At 37.8% G+C, this 17,378-nt stretch carries 19 protein-coding genes; 9 read left to right on the top strand and 10 right to left on the bottom strand.

Translation table 11 applies throughout. The features are described 5' to 3' along the window. Positions 1-7: 7 nt before the first annotated feature. From B3D94_RS18500 to B3D94_RS18485, 4 genes are all read left to right on the top strand, one after another. On the top strand, positions 8-1,144 hold the full coding sequence (locus tag B3D94_RS18500) for a zinc-dependent alcohol dehydrogenase (protein WP_291759105.1): 1,137 nt from the start codon (positions 8-10) through the stop codon (positions 1,142-1,144). Between the two features lie 966 nt (positions 1,145-2,110). Continuing rightward, the gene (locus B3D94_RS18495) at positions 2,111-2,713 is read left to right on the top strand and encodes a hypothetical protein (protein ID WP_069481238.1); all 603 of its coding nucleotides are present in this window, start codon (positions 2,111-2,113) and stop codon (positions 2,711-2,713) included. A gap of 266 nt (positions 2,714-2,979) precedes the next feature. Beyond that, on the top strand, positions 2,980-3,351 hold the full coding sequence (locus tag B3D94_RS18490; protein ID WP_069481237.1) for a VOC family protein: 372 nt from the start codon (positions 2,980-2,982) through the stop codon (positions 3,349-3,351). A gap of 411 nt (positions 3,352-3,762) precedes the next feature. Next, on the top strand, positions 3,763-3,882 hold the full coding sequence (locus B3D94_RS18485) for a YjcZ family sporulation protein (RefSeq protein WP_083244667.1): 120 nt from the start codon (positions 3,763-3,765) through the stop codon (positions 3,880-3,882). 223 nt (positions 3,883-4,105) lie between these two features. Here B3D94_RS18485 and B3D94_RS18480 read toward each other — a convergent pair whose 3' ends face one another. Further along, positions 4,106-4,279 carry a hypothetical protein gene (locus B3D94_RS18480; RefSeq protein ID WP_291759100.1) on the bottom strand — a complete coding sequence of 58 codons (174 nt, stop codon included), beginning with the start codon at positions 4,277-4,279 and terminating at the stop codon, positions 4,106-4,108. 1,276 nt (positions 4,280-5,555) lie between these two features. Here B3D94_RS18480 and B3D94_RS18475 point away from each other — a divergent pair. Further along, positions 5,556-5,852 (top strand): tyrosine-type recombinase/integrase, encoded by a 297-nt coding sequence (locus B3D94_RS18475; protein WP_069481236.1) that lies wholly within the window; start codon positions 5,556-5,558, stop codon positions 5,850-5,852. Positions 5,853-5,923: 71 nt separating this feature from the next. Here the strand turns inward: B3D94_RS18475 and deoD are convergent, their stop codons facing one another. Both deoD and B3D94_RS18465 read right to left on the bottom strand, forming a co-directional pair. Further along, positions 5,924-6,631 (bottom strand): purine-nucleoside phosphorylase, encoded by a 708-nt coding sequence (gene deoD, locus B3D94_RS18470; protein ID WP_008174795.1) that lies wholly within the window; start codon positions 6,629-6,631, stop codon positions 5,924-5,926. 111 nt (positions 6,632-6,742) lie between these two features. After that, a complete protein-coding gene (locus B3D94_RS18465) occupies positions 6,743-6,961 on the bottom strand; it encodes a YozE family protein (protein ID WP_069481235.1) in 219 nt (72 codons plus the stop codon). Positions 6,962-7,205: 244 nt separating this feature from the next. Between B3D94_RS18465 and B3D94_RS18460 the strand changes: the two genes are divergently transcribed. After that, complete coding sequence (locus B3D94_RS18460; RefSeq protein WP_291759092.1) at positions 7,206-9,047, top strand: methyl-accepting chemotaxis protein; 1,842 nt, start codon at positions 7,206-7,208, stop codon at positions 9,045-9,047. 464 nt (positions 9,048-9,511) lie between these two features. Here the strand turns inward: B3D94_RS18460 and msrB are convergent, their stop codons facing one another. From msrB to B3D94_RS18435, 5 genes are all read right to left on the bottom strand, one after another. Continuing rightward, entirely contained in the window at positions 9,512-9,940 is a 429-nt protein-coding gene (gene msrB / locus B3D94_RS18455) for a peptide-methionine (R)-S-oxide reductase MsrB (protein WP_291759089.1), read from the bottom strand. Continuing rightward, on the bottom strand, positions 9,933-10,466 hold the full coding sequence (msrA, locus tag B3D94_RS18450; protein ID WP_291759087.1) for a peptide-methionine (S)-S-oxide reductase MsrA: 534 nt from the start codon (positions 10,464-10,466) through the stop codon (positions 9,933-9,935). The genes msrB and msrA overlap by 8 nt, the downstream gene beginning before the upstream one ends. Before the next feature lie 12 nt (positions 10,467-10,478). Beyond that, positions 10,479-11,060 (bottom strand): YpmS family protein, encoded by a 582-nt coding sequence (locus B3D94_RS18445; RefSeq protein WP_193831845.1) that lies wholly within the window; start codon positions 11,058-11,060, stop codon positions 10,479-10,481. A 4-nt stretch (positions 11,061-11,064) separates the two neighbouring features. Further along, positions 11,065-11,994 carry a GDSL-type esterase/lipase family protein gene (locus B3D94_RS18440; protein ID WP_291759083.1) on the bottom strand — a complete coding sequence of 310 codons (930 nt, stop codon included), beginning with the start codon at positions 11,992-11,994 and terminating at the stop codon, positions 11,065-11,067. Positions 11,995-12,193: 199 nt separating this feature from the next. Further along, on the bottom strand, positions 12,194-13,036 hold the full coding sequence (locus B3D94_RS18435) for a DegV family protein (RefSeq protein WP_193831843.1): 843 nt from the start codon (positions 13,034-13,036) through the stop codon (positions 12,194-12,196). A gap of 274 nt (positions 13,037-13,310) precedes the next feature. Here B3D94_RS18435 and trhA point away from each other — a divergent pair, with 274 nt between their 5' ends. Beyond that, entirely contained in the window at positions 13,311-13,946 is a 636-nt protein-coding gene (trhA, locus tag B3D94_RS18430; RefSeq protein ID WP_069481228.1) for a PAQR family membrane homeostasis protein TrhA, read from the top strand. A 14-nt stretch (positions 13,947-13,960) separates the two neighbouring features. Here the strand turns inward: trhA and B3D94_RS18425 are convergent, their stop codons facing one another. Then, on the bottom strand, positions 13,961-14,455 hold the full coding sequence (locus B3D94_RS18425) for an HIT family protein (RefSeq protein WP_069481227.1): 495 nt from the start codon (positions 14,453-14,455) through the stop codon (positions 13,961-13,963). Positions 14,456-14,513: 58 nt separating this feature from the next. Beyond that, a complete protein-coding gene (locus tag B3D94_RS18420) occupies positions 14,514-14,990 on the bottom strand; it encodes a dihydrofolate reductase (RefSeq protein WP_069481226.1) in 477 nt (158 codons plus the stop codon). Between the two features lie 161 nt (positions 14,991-15,151). Here B3D94_RS18420 and B3D94_RS18415 point away from each other — a divergent pair, with 161 nt between their 5' ends. Both B3D94_RS18415 and B3D94_RS18410 read left to right on the top strand, forming a co-directional pair. Next, positions 15,152-16,069, top strand: coding sequence for an alpha/beta hydrolase (locus tag B3D94_RS18415; protein ID WP_291759078.1), 918 nt, complete (start codon positions 15,152-15,154; stop codon positions 16,067-16,069). Between the two features lie 61 nt (positions 16,070-16,130). After that, positions 16,131-17,327 carry a class I SAM-dependent rRNA methyltransferase gene (locus B3D94_RS18410; RefSeq protein WP_291759076.1) on the top strand — a complete coding sequence of 399 codons (1,197 nt, stop codon included), beginning with the start codon at positions 16,131-16,133 and terminating at the stop codon, positions 17,325-17,327. Positions 17,328-17,378 lie beyond the last annotated feature (51 nt).

Here is a 17,378-nt window from a genome sequence, read left to right as displayed (position 1 = left end):
ATTTTTTATGAAAGCTGTCACTTTTCAAGGTATAAAAAATGTTGAGGTTAAGGAAGTAAAAGACCCTAAAATTAAAAAAGCCGATGATATTATTGTTCGTTTAACCACTACTGCCATTTGCGGGTCAGACTTGCATTTGATCCATGGAATGATCCCAAATATTGGACAAGACTATGTCATTGGCCATGAACCGATGGGCATTGTAGAAGAAGTTGGCAAAAGTGTGACGAAAGTTAAAAAGGGTGACCGAGTTGTCATTCCTTTTAATATTGCATGCGGGGAATGCTGGTATTGCAATCATGATTTGGAAAGTCAGTGTGATAATGCAAACGATAATGGTGAAATGGGTGCCTACTTTGGTTATTCAGACACAACAGGCGGTTTTCCGGGAGGACAGGCAGAGTATATGCGGGTTCCATATGGCAATTTTATCCCTTTCAAAATTCCGGAGAAATCTGAAGTTCCTGATGAAAGTCTAGTTCTCCTTGCTGATGCTGCCTCTACTGCTTTTTGGAGTGTAGATAATGCCGGTGTAAAGAAAGGAGATACCGTTGTTATTCTTGGCTGCGGCCCTGTTGGACTATTAGCACAAAAATTTGCTTGGTTGAAAGGAGCAGAAAGAGTAATCGCAGTTGACTACATCGGATATCGTCTTAAACATGCAAAGAAGACAAATAACGTCGAAATCGTTAATTTTGAAGACCATGAAAATTGTGGTGAATATTTAAAAGAGATTACAAAGGGTGGTGCAGACGTTGTCATTGATTGTGTTGGTATGAGCGGAAAAATGACGCCTCTCGAATTTCTTGCAAGTGGCGTAAAACTTCAAAGTGGTGCTATGGGAGCCATTGTAACAGCCAGTCAAGCTGTACGTAAAGGTGGAACTATCCAAATTACTGGTGTTTATGGTGGTCGATACAACGCCTTCCCACTAGGAGATATTTTCCAGCGCAATGTAGCAATTCGTACTGGACAAGCTCCAGTTGTTCATCTCATGCCTTATGTCTATAACTTAATCGCTGATGGTAAAGTAAATCCAGGTGATATCATTACACACGTACTTCCTCTTGAAAAAGCAAAACATGGTTATGAAATATTCGATACAAAACAGGAAGACTGTATTAAAGTAGTTTTAAAACCCTAAATATAGATTCTAGGTACTTTTGTCTCTCTATTGCACAAGTACCTTTTCTATATCGTAATTTCAATAGGACCATCCCCTTCTCTTTGAGAAAGCAATTTTACAGCAAAGATAGAAAAGATACATATTTCAGCTACAAGATGTAATGAAAGCAGTTAAAAACAACTATTTAACTTGGTTCGATAGTGCACAAGCTACATACATCAACATTCAAATTTTCTAAAACAATATCTCCTTATTAAAAAGTAGTTGAGCGCCTAGTCCCTCTAACCAATTGTTGAAAGGTACTGGACGTTCTTTAGAAGAAGTTTCTTCTATAGATGATGCTTTTATTAGGATTCACTTTTGAACACTCTACAACCTTGTTATACGCTCCTACAAATACAGCTCTCAATGTACTTGCTACTATACAAAGTACCTTCTTTACTATCCATGGCAATTTTAAATAGCACGTTCTTTGCTTTTATAAAGTCAGGTGCATTTTGAACCTGAGTAGCCAATACAACCTTGTGAAATTCATCTTTCAAGTTATCAGCCAATGGCAAAATATTCATGAAAGAACTTAAAAGAATTAAGTGCTTGATTCTGAGATTGTGGAGGGCAAACCTTGTCATTATTAGCTTCATCGACTTTCTCTCGTTGGGACATACGAAAATGCGATAATTATTAGTCCCTTTTATGCCGTACAATTTAATGCTTGGTACTTTTTCAATGATTCCTAACTTCACTAATTTCTTCATCGATCGATAACAGTCTTTGTACGGACTAGATTTATGGAAAACGAAGTTGGGATCAGAAGAGACTTTTATAAGAAGTATGCATTAGAAAAAATCGACGAAGCTCTAAAATCGACGACGATTCCGAAATCACTCAGTTTTAAAGAGCAGATATCTAATATAGTTGTCTGTTTTTTGTTATGTACAAGGCCTGTTAAATTCCCTAATATAGTTAAAAAAGGGGGGATTTAATTTGAAAAAATCAACAGTTATATTTAGTGTAATTATTTTACTTTTTACCTTTAGTATGGGCGCTTACGCTGCAACTAAATACAATTTAACTTTTAACGGAAAAAAGCAATCTACTGATATACAGTATATTAATAATATTGCATATGTACCGTTAGCTGAAGTTACTAAACTATTTGAAGGTAAACTAACTTACGATGGCAAAACTAAAACATTTGCTATTTCAACCAACGCTACTGAATCTACTACTCAATCTGAATTGACGAAAACTATTGATGGAGTAACTGTTAAAATTGACAAAGTAATTCAGGATTCAGATTCTTTAAGAGTTTATTTAACCTATGTTAATAATTCAGATGATGAAGTAAATACTACTGTTTCTTTGTCTAAGGTAGTTGCAAATGGAAAACAATACAGTTACAACTCTGACTTCAATTTTAAAAGATGGTATAAAAAAGATGTTCCTCACGCTGATTCATCTATAGAACCAGGTGTAACTGCTGAGAATGTGATTTTCTTTGAGCCTGTCAATGCAGATTCAATTAACATTGCGATTACTGTTAACTGGGAAGACTACAAATTTAATAATGTAAAGATTACAAAATAAACTTTTTATCATTCAACAGATAACTAAACAAGGTTGTCTGTTTTTTGTATACTTTCTTTGCGTTATTTCCTAAAATGGTAATAACAAGGGAGATTTTATACAAGAAATTATTTTACATTGGAGCATTGTCAGCATTATTACTCGCTGCTTGAAAGTTGTGAAACTGATACTTATTCTACGGTGCAGGTTAATTTGATAATTGGAAGGAAAAATGTATATAGAAAGGGAACTATTTGATATACCATATTAAATTAAAGGAGAGAGGCATGAGTAAATCATTTATTGAACAAGTGCATTATGTTAGAATTCCAGTAAAAGATTTAGAACTATCTGTACAATGGTATCAAGACGTATTAGGGTTACAGTTATTAAACATTACTGAGGAACTTGCGATATTAAAAGTAAATGAAGGGCCTTTCTTACTTATCTTAGTTCCAACCAAAGATGAAACATTTGCACATTTTACAATTGATAATGAACAAGAATTTAGCATTGGCTTTACAAGTTCAGAGCTATCCAAATTTCACCAACACTTAATTGATAATCAAGTTAAGGTAGAAGATATTAAAGAAGATAATGGTCATGCCTTTTTCCACTTTTATGACCCAACTGGTAATAAACTTCAAGTTCATTGGTAAGATTCATTAATAGCTAGAAATAAACAATAATTTTGTAAAGCCCATTACCAATTAAGGTAACGGGCTTTTCTCTTTAACGTTGTGCAATGATAATCTTCAACCCTTTAAAATCACCACTTGCCATAGCTCCTTTGTCAAACTTATCAAGCCATGAAAGGTTGGAGCAGTACGTTTTCTTTAACTAATAATCGTTTGGTATCGCAAAGTTCGGGACTTTGCTGTCTCTAACCCTGCCATCATAATTTTTTCTAGTTGCTGTCCCTTATCTTAAAAAAATAAAAAGCCGTACCTTTTTTGGGATACAACTTAAATTGATATGTTTAATTATCCTTTTAGGTTCTATGACAGTTGTCACAACTCCTATCAAAAATTATACATATAATAAAATTATGGAAAGGAGGTGCATTTTTCATGTCCCAAAACTATGGCGGTAGCGGTGGTTATGGTAGTGGTTCAGGATTTGCCCTTATTGTAGTTCTATTCATTCTTCTAATAATTGTTGGTGCTGCTTTCATGTATAATTCATATTAATTTATTTTGAACCATTGACCCGACCGTAAAAACAAAATCCTCCGATGTGATAACTTTATATAATCCTTACACCTCTATTCTTTAGGGTCACTTCCTCAAGGTGATCCTTTTAATTATTCCCTCCACAATTCATAGTCCTACTCGCAAAGTCCATTTAATACATCTAACGGACTTCGTGGCATAATAAAAAGCACCTCATTTGAGATGCTTGCTTCAAGTATTATTAAAGTACTCTACGGAATTTAAAAGTTCCTATTGGTAAATTGGCAGCTTCTGAAATCTTCTGGTTGATGATTTGAATTTCTTCTAAATTATCTCCATAGATATCTTCTTCAATATCAATTTCCACCTTATGTTTTTCTTCCCCATTTCTAAAATTATAGTATTCAATTAGCATATATGCACCCCTTTATACACTAATCATAGCGCGAATGGTATCAGGTTTCTCTACTAGAAATATAAAGATATTAAAAAGCACTCCGCAGAGATGCTTAGAAGTATTCAACACCATAGCAGCCAGACTTCTCTATATCGATACTGTTCCTTTTTATTTTTAAAACTTTACAGTCATACCTATTTAGTCATATTCAGAACGGAATAATAATATTTTTATAATGGTAATGTGTAAAACCCTTTACTTGGGATAGCAAACTGTTTCTAATATCGCCCCACGATTACTGAGCTAAGCTATCCCAAGATACATATAAGGCAAATTAAGTTGCATACATTAATAGTGGTGCCTCGCACGCGCTTTTTACAGACTGTGGCATTAATTGTAGCCACAAGTTTTTATTGGTACTTAAAATTAAAAGAACACTCAAAACATCACTTTTCAGTTGATAATACTTAGTAATTTCGTTAATCTGATCACTTTCTTAAAAAATAAGAGGCATTTTCTATTAAATGTGTATAATTTAGATTTAATTTAGAAATGATGAAATTGTCTTCATACACTACTCGAAGCTGTAACGATCTTGCCGTTATAGCTTTTTTTAATTTTTTCAAAGGCCAAAAACTATAAAACCCAAGTTAACTCGACATATAAATAGTAGTGGTAAGCTAAACTAGTTTAACAAAACCTCTCTTATTAGTTGGTTATCCCAAGTGACCCTTCTCATATTGTTCACTTAAGAAAGCTGTGGCGTCTGCAAACGTTGCGGCTTTCTTAATGTATAAGAGATCTCGATTTGCACAAATTAAGGTTGAGTATCGCAAGCACTTACCAGATTGTGACGCTAGTTGACCGTCACATCATCCCATTACAGGGTCACTTCTAACCGTGAGTGACCCTTTTTTCTATCCTCATATTATTCAGCAACCTAATTCGTGAATTAGTTCCAGCTGCACTTTACTTAATCGTTTTCGGCAACTTTTTATATACTCTTTATTAGTAAACCATCCCTCACGTTTGTATTTTTGTACCCATTTATACTTATATGGCATGATCACACTTGCTTCACACCCATCAACGATAATGGCCATTTCTATATAACAAGAATAAGGATTAGGTATGGTCTTCCACAATCTACCCCGTGGTTGTTTTGACTACTTCGCCGACTGAACATCAAAAATACGGATCATGATAATTATTTTATACTACTAATTATTTTTTACTCTCAAACAGAACTTACATTCCACTTAAGGTGGTCGCATCAGGTGAAGCTTAGACGCCGATGAAGGATAATGAGGGCAACTCAATAAATCTACTATTTACAAAAACAATTCCTTCACATCCAGATAGTATGTCTGGAAGATGGCGTGAGATTGTAGACCGTCACAATTTACCTAAAATAAAATTTCATGGTTTAAGGCATACCTACGCATCTTTTATGATTAGTAAAAATGTAAATTTTAAAATTATTCAAGAACAACTTGGACATGCTAGCATTCAAGGAACGATTAATACTTATAGCCACTTAACTATGAAAGATAAAGAAAAAGCAACCGACTACTTCAACTCCATTTTATAAAAAACGGTCGGTTTTTGGTCGGTTGCTCTTATTAAGGTATTTAATACATGTTGAAAACCTTGTTATATCAACTAGTCTTGAATAGCTGCCTCTAACGCTACAACCATCATGTCGTTGAAAGTCGTTTGACGTTCTTCTGATGTTGTTACTTCGCCAGTTAAAATGTGGTCACTTACTGTTAGAACAGAAAGTGCTTTACGGCCGAATTTAGCTGCTAATGTGTAAAGAGCTGCTGATTCCATTTCTACAGCTAGTACACCGTATTGTGCTAATTTTTCATTTTGATGCTCATCTGAGTAGAATAAATCTGCTGTGAAGATATTCCCCACTTGTAAGTTAAGTCCAGCATCTTTTCCTGCGTTATACGCTTTTAATAATAGGTCAAAGTCTGCGATTGGTGCGAAGTCGATAGCACCGCCCCAAATGATTTGGTTCATACGTGTATCAGACGTTGCTGCTTGCGCTAAAATCACGTCACGCACTTTCACATCTTTTTGAATTGCACCACAAGTACCTACACGGATTAACTTTTGAACATCATATTCTTGCATTAATTCTGTCGCATAGATTGAAATAGATGGCACACCCATACCAGTTCCTTGTACTGAAATACGTTTGCCTTTATACGTACCCGTATAACCAAACATATTACGTACCTCGTTGTAGCAAGTTACATCTTCTAAAAATGTTTCCGCGATGTATTTTGCACGAAGTGGATCTCCTGGAAGTAAAATTGTGTCAGCGATTTCACCTTTTTTTGCATTAATATGAACACTCATACTGCAATCCCTCTTTTCTGTCAGTTATCACTATAAATAATACTGTGTTTCTGTCATTTACGCAATGCTAGACGTCTAGCAACTTAAAAATTATTTATAGTTTTCGTACAATTATGCCTGTCCCTCATATAGCTCCCACAAATGATCAAAAGCTTCAATTGTTAAATTTTCTGTTGCATAGGATTCAATGTAGTTAGATAACTCATTAAAGTCTGTACTTTGCTTTGGAAAATTATGCTCATGAAACATTTCCTCTGCAAACCGTACCTTGGCATCTGACCAGTCGCCGCCCCGAAATGTAAGGACATATAAATAAAAGCTTTTTTTCATCACACAATTTCCCCTTTTTTTGCATTACTTTTCGATAGTGTATCAGAAAAAACGTTATTCGTCATAATTCCCACTACTAAGATATATTACCTATTCATAATTTTAGAACTATTTTCTTGGACGTCCTGACTTTTGACACAGTTGTATCTATCAGAAAAATTTTAATTTTTAGAAAAAACATAGAAAAATCTAGTAAAATAAGATAAAATTGAAATCGATTACTAAAAAATAGGAAGGTGATGCGATGAAAAAGACTAAAAAAACTCATGATGCAGCAAAAAAACGCCCGACTCTCTTCACTTTTAGCTTTTTTAAGAGTAAGAAAGCCTCTATACAAGAGGAAACCGGGATTAATCCCCCTCCTATGAAAGAAAAACGACAACGTTTTTACCATTTAATTCGAGGCAAAGTGCTTATTATGTTCGCACTTCTTATTGTAATTAACGGTGTAATGGGTATATTGTCTTACGCCAATATACAGAAGCTTCAGCAGGAGATGGAGGACTTCACTAAGAAGAATGTCCTTGAGCAATTAACAGTTAACCAACTTGCGTATGAAATAGCAAGGTTGACGAATTTGGAGCAAAGTTACTTAATAACAGGGAATGGCATTTATTCTACCTCATATCATTTGAAAATTGACACCATTAATAAAAAATTAGCAGCATTAAATGAACAATTTCAGGATCGGCAAGTTGAACTTGGTCATATGCAGGCCATTGATCAGTATTATAGAAATTACCTGGATTATTCAAAAAAAGTAATGACTATGCGTGATGAACTTGGTCTTGAGCAGGCTCGCAAGCTCATGATGGGTGCTACTGGGGAAACAATGAAAACACATATTGATAATAATATCGAATCCATAAATATCGTGATGGATGAGTCGAATAAAGCAAAGTTAGACAAGCTTAATCAGCAAGTCAACCTTTCGATCACTACATTTTTTATCGTATCCATTATCGGCTTTTTAGCGATCATCATTTTCGGATTCATGTTATTTAAATCTTTGAAACGTAATACACAAGCGATTAATGACTCCATCCTTGATATTGCTCAGGCAGGAGGCGATTTAACTAGACGTGTGAAAGTGCGAAATCGCGATGAATTTTCCATTATTGCTGCTTCCACAAATACGTTGATTGAATCGATTTCTAATTTAATTCGACGTGTAAGCGAACTGGCTGATCATGTATCAAGTAGTAGTCAGGAACTCATGTCATTAGCAGATGAAAATGCTCGTACTATTCAAGATATTGCAGATGCAACCGCAGATATTGCAAGCGATAGTGATAATACCATTTCTAGTATGAATAGTGCGCAACAAAAAATGAGCGACCTAGAGCACTCTATGCATCAATTAAACGAGCAAGCGAGTGCCGTACATCGTGCCTCTATAGCCATGCAGCAAGCAGCCGATGAAGGAAGCCTTTCTGTGGAGCAATCTTCGCTTGTTATGCAATCAATCGAAGAAACAATGGCTTCCACAACATCCACGGTCGAGGCGTTAGGTCGTAAATCTGCCGACATTACATCGATCATTGGTACCATTACGGCCATTTCCGAGCAAACAAATCTATTAGCTTTAAATGCAGCGATTGAAGCGGCTCGAGCTGGGGAGCATGGTCGAGGCTTTGCCGTGGTAGCGGATGAAGTTCGAAAACTAGCAGAGCAATCCCAAAGTGCTGCCAAGGAAGTAACTGCTATAGTGACATCTATTCAGGATGAAGTCACATCCATCATTGCCCAAAACCATGAAGGGGTCACTACTGTTATTCGTGGCGTAGAAGTGACCAATGAAACCAATCAATCCTTGGCCAACATTTTATCGCATACAGAAGAAACTACAACGATAATTGCAGCCATGGTGGATAAAATTGCGTCGACACTGGACTTTAGCAACGCGGTAGCAAGCGACTTCATTCACGTCAATGCCTATGCCGAGCAGTCCGCAGCTAACACCGTAACATCCGCCGCCGCTGCCACACAGGGCTCCGCTTCCATGCAGGAAATCAATGCGGCTGCCACAGAGCTTGCCCAACAAGCAGACAGCCTCCGTAATTTAGTAGGTGCATTTAAAGTTTAAGTTTTTTATTACGAATTTGTGAGGGAGATCTTTTCGTTGAAAGGATCCCCTCTTTTTTTGGCTGGGGAATGCTTCCATTGGGGAGAGGTGGCTTAGTCACGGTCATGGTGTTAATCGGCTCTTTGTGAGTTATGCCCCTCTCTTTGAGCGAGCTAACCGTCACTTTCGGAGTTCTATCTGTCTCTTTGCCCGTTCTATCCACCTCTTAGTTAATTCCCTCCATTATTTTGGATGATCCTCTCTCTTAATCCGGCTTTCCTTCAATTTTTGAGTTATATCCCTCTCTTTGAGTGAGCTATCCGGCGCTTTTCACTTTCTATCCGCCACTTTGATAATTCCATCCGCTTCATTGCTAATTCCCTCCATTCATTAGAATTCTTCCTCTACCTCTCCCCACCCTTACGGCTCGATCCGTATCCACCCAAACAAAAAAATCCTAGCAAGATTGCTCTTGCTAGGATTTTTTATTTGAATAATGTTAGGAATTGGCCGTAGCCTTCTTTTGCTAGATCTTCTTTTGCTATGAAGCGAAGGGATGCTGAGTTAATGCAGTAGCGTAGGCCTCCTAGTTCGCTTGGGCCGTCTGGGAAGACATGTCCTAGATGGGAGTCTGCTTCTTTACTGCGTACTTCTACCCGGCGCATACCGTGGGTTGTGTCGAAGTGCTCGGTTACTTCTTCTTTTTGGATGGGCTTCGTAAAGGCTGGCCAGCCACAGCCTGAGTTGTATTTGTCCAATGAGCTGAATAGCGGTTTTCCAGAGACGATATCCACATAGATGCCCTCTTCAAAATGCTCATCGAACTCATTGCGAAACGGTGGTTCTGTGCCATTTTCCTGTGTCACATAATATTGCATGTCTGTCAGTTCTTTTAAACGTTGTTCTTTATTCATGTTTATTCCCCCAGTGATGCTCTTGATATGCTCGGCGACCGCTTCCAACCGAATAGCGTTCGTAGTGCATTGGATTTTTCTTATAATAATATTGGTGATAGTCCTCAGCCGGGTAAAATGTGCTAGCAGGTAAGATTTTCACCATGATCGGTTTATTAAACTTTCCAGAGGCTTCTAAATCAGCCTTTGAACGCTCTGCTAATTGACGTTGTTCTTCATTATGATAGTAAATGGCTGTTGTATAGGATTCGCCGCGGTCATAAAACTGTCCTCCTGCATCTGTCGGGTCTATTAAGGTCCAATAGATAGACAGTAGCTGCTCATAGCTATAAAGGTCATCATCGTATACGATTTGCACAGCTTCTGCATGACCAGTAGTTTCTGAGCACACTTGCTCATAGGTTGGATTGACAACATGTCCACCTGTATAGCCTGATAGCACCGACTCAATGCCAGGTGTTTCGTCAAATGGCTTGACCATACACCAAAAACAGCCTCCTGCAAATGTTGCATATTGCTTTGCCATTCATTTCACTCCTTATTCACCAGGAACAATAATTTCTAATAAAATTTTGTCATTTGGTAAGTCCAATTCTTTAGCACGGACACGTGATCCGGATGCAATGTTAACGCGCGATAAATCAATATAGATTTCTGCTTTATTCGGGTTCACGGTAATCCATGAAGGGAATTCCACCGAATCCCGCATAATTTTCATCGTCGTCTCCGGCGGAATATTTAATAGCCCGACATTCATTCCCGTCTGCTTTAAAATAATATTACCCTTGTCATCCACAATGGGCTCAAAATTCATGGAAATTGGGATTTCCGTGTAAAATACCGTAAGCGTGCTTCGTAATTGAATATCATCACCGATTGTAAAATCAAGTGGTAAAGGCGAGCCTTTTGCTGCATCCTTTAAATATTTTTTGGAAATCGATTCTAATTCCTTTGTTGTGGTTTGCACCACGAGTACATTTCCTTTGCTTTCACTTTCACCTGCTGAACTCTTGGCAACATCGACTCCATCTACTGGTCTAGTTGCTAAAAAAACGACGAGGAGGATTGCAAAAAGCACTGTGCCTGCTAAGGCGAAAAACGCGACTTTCCATTTATTCATTTTGTCACTCCTCGAAGCCTATTGCCTTGTTAATCTTTTCTTCCATACCACACTGCTCCATTGCCGCTAGTATACGTTCTGTCATTTTTTCATATCCCTTTGCATTGGGGTGGAAAAAATCTGTATGATAGACGAGCTCTTCATTTGAATCAAATAAATCCTCCACCGATACATAGCAAGCATTGGAATCTTCACTCGCTACTTCCTCAATCACATTATTCCATTCTGTGATAATTGTATCGAATTCATTCGCCTCATTGGTCACAATCGAAAACGGATTATAGAAACCAATGAGTAGAATGGGCACTGTCGGATTTTTTGCACGAATGCCTTCAACGATTTTGCTATAGCGAAGCTTATACGTCCGCAATTCTTTATCGAATGCGTCACGCTTTAAATTAAACAAATCCTGTTTAACAACTTTCATGACATCATTGCCACCCATTGTTAAAGAAACGAGCTGCGCTTGTTGCAACTCTTCATCATAATGCCCTTTTTTCACTAATTTTAGTAGCTGATCACTACGTCTGCCCCGTTTGCCACGATTATCAACATCTACCTCGGAAATCGAGGGCCACGTAAGCAATGAATCTGCTAATCTTCCAACATAACCGTCTTGACTATACTCATCACCGACACCATCTGTTAATGAATCTCCTAGTGCCAGATAATGCAGTTGCTTTGCATTTTCCTCATCAATTTGCGATAAATCCTCTGCTGATGGCTCAAAAAAATGTTCAAAAATTTGCGTCAACATATTCTTGGAGGTTTTTTCCTCTTCTACTGTTTGTTGCTCATCCTGCGTCATATCTTGCTCCGTTTCTGCTTGCTCACCGTCAGGCTCTGCTTGCGGATTCGGCTCATCGATTGATATTGCACAACCACTTAGTACTAAGACGGTCAAACATGACAACATAAATCGCCAAATGTCCATTTGACCACCTTCCATCCCTTTCTGTACCTTCTATTATAGAATAGTTCATACCCTAATGAAAAGTGACTTACCCTCTGTTCTCCATAATTTTGTGTTGTTGCCAAATTTCCTCTTTTCCAAATAGTCGAACAAGCATCCAGCTTTAAGAGCCAAAACGAAAAAAAGCCACTACATTTACTTATGTAGTAGCTCCTCACTATTATTCTGCAAAATAAATAAATCCGATGGCACCCGGTCCAGTATGTGTCGAAATAATTGGAGATGTAAAGGCAATCTCAACATCATTAAAACCAGTACCTTCGATTAACTCTTTTAATGGATTCCCCATTGTGATGAGACCATCTGCGTGAGAAATACCGACAGCTTTGACTGTTTTCCCAGCCGTATCTGCTTGGAATTGTTTAAATAAGTAATTCACTACCTGTTTATGGCTACGCACCTTAGAAACAGGATTGTAAACGCCACCCTCTAGGTTAGCAATAACTTTAATGTTCAGCAATGAACCGATAAAGCCCGTTCCTTTACCAATTCGACCACCTTTAATAAGATTTTCAAGCGTATCCACAATCACATATAAATGTGTATTTGCACGTACTTTATCCAGACGAGCTACGATTTCCTCAACTGTTGCTCCTGCATCGCGCATTTTAATTGCCTCACGTAGCTGAATAGCTAAACCGATCGCAATAAAGCGGGAGTCAATCACCGTCACATCAGCGTCTGTCATTTGAGCCGCTTGTCGTGCTGACTCTACCGTGCCACTCATACCACCTGTCATATGGATGGAGATAATTTGATCGCCTTCCTTGCCTAGCTCATCATATAATTCCTTAAATTTCCCTGGCGCAGGCTGTGAACTTTTCGGTAAATTTTTAGCATTTTTCATTAAGCCTAAAAAAGGTTGTGGCTCTAAATCCACACCATCTATATATGTTTCACCATCAATTTGAATTGTTAATGGCACGATATGTATGCCATGCTGTGCTACTTCTTCTTTTGTTAAATCACAAGTTGAGTCCGTTACTATATGAATTCGTCCCACTTCGACACATCCTTTTACTTCATTAAAATTTATTATATAGACTAATGAATCATTATGTAAACATGACATTTGTCATTAGGCAAAGCATTGATTTCTTGAGAATGTAAACGCTACCTTTGATACTATAGCGTTTCCTTTATCTCTTGTCTATCAAAGCCCCTAAAAGAATATGACAGCCTTATGACATTTTTGATATGAAATATATGACAAATGTAAATGTTCATGTATAAATTATTGGGGTATAGTAAATACATGAACGAAAGGAGTGTTGTAAATGATTGATTCATTTGACTATAAATCTTGGAAGGAAGAGCTGTGGAATGCCATTACACACGGTATTGGCTTTATTGCAAGTATTCCGGCTCTAGTTGTTTTACTGCTTACAGCTGTGCAAACAGGTAATGCTCTACATATTACTACTTTTAGTATTTTTGGTGCCTCTGTCATCATCCTGTTTTTAATGTCCACATTGCTACACAGTATGCCAGAAAAATATAAACACTTTTTCGCTATTTTGGACCACTCGTCCATTTACATTTTAATTGCCGGTACGTATACGCCGTTTTTATTAATTGCTGTTGGTGGCACCCTAGCCATAACTTTATTAAGTATTATTTGGTCCCTCGCAATATTAGGTGTTCTTTTTAAATGTTTCTTCATTAATCGCTTTGAAGTGCTATCCTTAATTTTTTATATTGGCATGGGCTGGCTAATCATCTTTGCTATTAAGCCTGTTTATTTATACTTAGGATTTTACGGCTTTGCTTTACTATTTGCAGGTGGACTGTTCTATACAATTGGAGCCCTCTTTTATGCTTGGCGTTCTCTACCTTATAACCATGCAATATGGCATCTTTTTGTGTTAGCTGGCTGTGCTTCCATGTACGCTTGTGTATACTTCTATTTATAAAAAAATCGCTCCCTTCATAAGGAGCGATTTTTTATGGATTCTCTTAAAAGCTTAATAGCTTCCCTTACTTCTTTTTCATGCTGCTCATTACTCAAATTATTTCTTGCATGAAGTAACACTGGCCTCAAGGATTCAACGGATCGCCCGAATGCATTCATCCAGTCATAGCGAGGCACCATCCAAGTATGGAAATGATGAGTCGTATCTTCGTTGTAAAAATAATAAACGTATTCTATGCCCAATACTTCCCTTTGAGCTTTTCTAATTTTTGTTAAGAGATTGATGTAATCCAGTTTTTCGCCATTATTTAATTCATCAAAGCAATAGATGTGACGCTTTGAAGCTAAGATAATTAATCCTTTTATTGGATAAGCTATATCCTGGTGGGCGTGAAAATAATCCGTTTCAATAACAACACCACCATTGGGCTCGACCTGTCCACTTATGATTGCACAGCTCAAGCAATCAACATGAGCAATTTCTCCACTCGATAATATTATGTTGCGCATCAATATCTCCCCTAAATACAGAAGTAGCACGGTCTATCAAAACCGTGCGTTTCCCATGTTATTTACGTTCAAAAATTTGATATTGGAAAGTATAGCCTTCTGAAGCTGTTTCGGGCTGTTCAGCAGAAACCTCTACAAAAGCCTCCTCATAGCTCGGGAAAAAGGTATCGCCCTGAAATGAATGATTGATTTTTGTAATATATAAGCGATCTGCCATTTCCATCGATAAACGGAAAATTTGCTCGCCGCCAATAATCATGATTTCCTCTACATCCCCTGCTACCGCTATTGCTTCTTCTAGGCTTGTCACAGTTTCAATGCCTTCTGCGTGATAATTTTCATCTCGTGTAATAACAATATTGCGACGTCCTGGTAGTGGACGACCAATGGATTCAAACGTTTTTCGTCCCATTATCATTGGCTTGCCCATTGTTTTGTTTTTAAAATACTGCAAATCTCCCGGTAAATGCCAAGGCATTCCGTTATTATAACCAATTACATGGTTGTCATCATGTGCCACAATTAAAGAAATCATACTGTCCCTCCAAATACTTTCTTCCCTTTTATTATAAACACAATTCGCTAATTTCACCTCTATTATGAAAGAATTTTCTTTTTCTAAAATTAAATCCTAGTAAAATTATATGAATAGTTTATAATATAAGTAATAAACGTCACGATAAAGGACTGATGAGGATGACTACTTTAAGAAAAGAAGCTGTTCATTATATTGAAGATCAACAAGTTGCCACACCCTACTATCAAGTTACACCACAGGAAGCTCGCGCGATGCGTACGGTTACGCCATGGCAATCGCCCCATAAGCCAACATTAGCGGCGATGCAAGATCAACTAATTAACATGCGTGATGGGGCTCAAATTACGCTACGACTTTATATACCTACTCATGATCAACCATTACCTGTTATTGTTTATTATCATGGCGGTGGCTGGGTATATGGCAATTTAGAGTCTGTTGATGCTGGCTGTCAGCTTTTAGCAGAGCAAGCGCAAGCAATTGTCGTTTCAGTGGATTATCGTTTGGCTCCTGAATTTCCTTTTCCAACTCCATTGCAGGATGCCTACGATAGCTTAGTATGGGTGAATGACCATATCGAAGCATTTGGCGGCGATGCTGCTCGGTTGACAGTGGCTGGGGATAGTGCCGGCGGAAATTTAGCAACTGTTGTGGCCTACTTAGCTGTAACTTCAGGTGGACCCTCTTTGCAAGCACAAGCACTCATTTATCCTGTTACGAATGTGGATTTTACAACCGTTTCCTATCAGGCTTATGGGGAAAATTTCGGCCTAGATAAACAGGGCATGCAATGGTTTTCTCAACACTATACGGATGAATCGAACTTTACAAATCCATTGGTGTCTCCCCTACAGCTCGAGGATGTAAGCCATATGCCTAAAACCCTCCTCATTGCTGCAGAGGCAGATGTTCTCTTTGATGAAGGTTTAAGTTATGCCCAAAAACTGACCGACGCTGGAGTATCTGTGGAGCATATGACCATGTCTGGTTTAATTCATAGTTATTTTAGCAAAATGAATTATTTTGAAGAGGCAACAATCGAAACGGTGGCAAAAATTGCTGAATTCCTGAAATAAGTTTGGCTATCCCATCCAAACAGTGCGATAATAGAGCAAAACGTTTTTAAAGGATGACAACATGACACAAACAATTGCACTACAATTAAAACAGCCTTTTGCTGATCAAGTAAAAAAAGGCTACCCATTAATTTCAAAAGATGCAGTGGATGCACGACAACTACCTTCCGAGCAAGGGACACTGCTTAAGCTGATGGATCACCATAATCGTTTTATTGGTACAGGTTACTACGGTATTCAAAATAAAGGGATTGGCTGGGTACTGACGACAGATATAGATGAAACCATCGATAAAGCTTTTTTCATTAAAAAGTTCAAAAAAGCCATACAGCTACGAGAAGCATTCTTCCAAAATGAACATACAACAGCCTTCCGTGTTTTCAATGGCGAGGGTGATGGCATCGGTGGTCTAACTATCGATTTCTTTAATGGCTACTATATGGTGAGTTGGTATAGCGAGGGCATTTACTCGTTGAAAGAAGTCGTTTATGAGGCGCTTGCTGAAACCATCAACTACCAAGCCATTTATGAGAAAAAACGATTCGATAGTAAAGGGCAATATATGGAACAGGATGATTTTGTTATGGGGACTCCTGGCGAATTTCCAATCATGGTTAAGGAAAATGGGATGACCTATGCAGTCCATTTAAATGATGGTGCGATGACTGGGATTTTTCTTGATCAACGGGAAGTACGATTAGCTATTCGTGAGCGCTATGCGAACACAACAAATATGCTAAATACCTTTTCCTACACAGGGGCATTTTCTGTAGCAGCCTCGCTTGGAGGAGCTATTAAAACAACAAGTGTCGATGTTGCGAAGCGCAGTTTAGCCAAAACGATTGAGCAGTTTAGCGTCAATCAAATTGATTACGAAGCTCAGGATATAAAAGTAATGGACGTTTTTCATTACTTTAAATATGCACAGCGTCACGAATTAAAATTTGACCTTGTTGTATTAGATCCACCAAGCTTTGCCCGCACAAAGCAAATGACGTTCTCAACGGCGAAGGACTATCCGAAATTACTGAAGGATACAATTGCGATTACAGCCAAAAATGGCATTATTGTTGCTTCTACAAACAACGCAAGCTTCGGTATGAAAAAGTTTAAAGGGTTTATCGACCAAGCATTTAAAGAGACTCGTACACGCTATAAAATTGTAGAAGAATACAGTTTACCAAAGGATTTCCGTGTGCCTCGTGAATATCCTGAATTTAATTATTTGAAGGTCGTTTTTATTCAAAAAATGGACTAACTGATCTGGAATCACACTTTGCTGTGATTCTTTTTTCTATAAAAAATGGCT

It is taken from the genome of Lysinibacillus sp. UBA5990, from assembly GCF_002429815.1.
Lineage (GTDB): Bacteria > Bacillota > Bacilli > Bacillales_A > Planococcaceae > Lysinibacillus > Lysinibacillus fusiformis.
The sequence above is the reverse complement of the archived record's forward strand: the minus strand, read 5'-3'. Positions and strand labels throughout refer to the sequence as shown.

Excerpts from the sequence above, each read along its gene's own strand:
- B3D94_RS18480 (WP_291759100.1), bottom strand. The coding sequence starts at position 4,279 with ATGCTAATTGAATACTATAATTTTAGAAATGGGGAAGAAAAACATAAG.
- deoD (WP_008174795.1), bottom strand. The coding sequence starts at position 6,631 with ATGAGTGTTCATATTAATGCAAAAAAAGGTGAAATCGCTGACACAATT.
- msrA (WP_291759087.1), bottom strand. The coding sequence starts at position 10,466 with ATGGCAAAGCAATATGCAACATTTGCAGGAGGCTGTTTTTGGTGTATG.
- B3D94_RS18445 (WP_193831845.1), bottom strand. The coding sequence starts at position 11,060 with ATGAATAAATGGAAAGTCGCGTTTTTCGCCTTAGCAGGCACAGTGCTT.
- B3D94_RS18475 (WP_069481236.1), top strand. The coding sequence starts at position 5,556 with ATGAAGGATAATGAGGGCAACTCAATAAATCTACTATTTACAAAAACA.
- B3D94_RS18490 (WP_069481237.1), top strand. The coding sequence starts at position 2,980 with ATGAGTAAATCATTTATTGAACAAGTGCATTATGTTAGAATTCCAGTA.
- B3D94_RS18500 (WP_291759105.1), top strand. The coding sequence starts at position 8 with ATGAAAGCTGTCACTTTTCAAGGTATAAAAAATGTTGAGGTTAAGGAA.
- B3D94_RS18465 (WP_069481235.1), bottom strand. The coding sequence starts at position 6,961 with ATGAAAAAAAGCTTTTATTTATATGTCCTTACATTTCGGGGCGGCGAC.
- B3D94_RS18440 (WP_291759083.1), bottom strand. The coding sequence starts at position 11,994 with ATGGACATTTGGCGATTTATGTTGTCATGTTTGACCGTCTTAGTACTA.
- B3D94_RS18420 (WP_069481226.1), bottom strand. The coding sequence starts at position 14,990 with ATGATTTCTTTAATTGTGGCACATGATGACAACCATGTAATTGGTTAT.
- B3D94_RS18460 (WP_291759092.1), top strand. The coding sequence starts at position 7,206 with ATGAAAAAGACTAAAAAAACTCATGATGCAGCAAAAAAACGCCCGACT.
- B3D94_RS18410 (WP_291759076.1), top strand. The coding sequence starts at position 16,131 with ATGACACAAACAATTGCACTACAATTAAAACAGCCTTTTGCTGATCAA.
- trhA (WP_069481228.1), top strand. The coding sequence starts at position 13,311 with ATGATTGATTCATTTGACTATAAATCTTGGAAGGAAGAGCTGTGGAAT.
- B3D94_RS18485 (WP_083244667.1), top strand. The coding sequence starts at position 3,763 with ATGTCCCAAAACTATGGCGGTAGCGGTGGTTATGGTAGTGGTTCAGGA.
- B3D94_RS18425 (WP_069481227.1), bottom strand. The coding sequence starts at position 14,455 with ATGCGCAACATAATATTATCGAGTGGAGAAATTGCTCATGTTGATTGC.
- msrB (WP_291759089.1), bottom strand. The coding sequence starts at position 9,940 with ATGAATAAAGAACAACGTTTAAAAGAACTGACAGACATGCAATATTAT.
- B3D94_RS18415 (WP_291759078.1), top strand. The coding sequence starts at position 15,152 with ATGACTACTTTAAGAAAAGAAGCTGTTCATTATATTGAAGATCAACAA.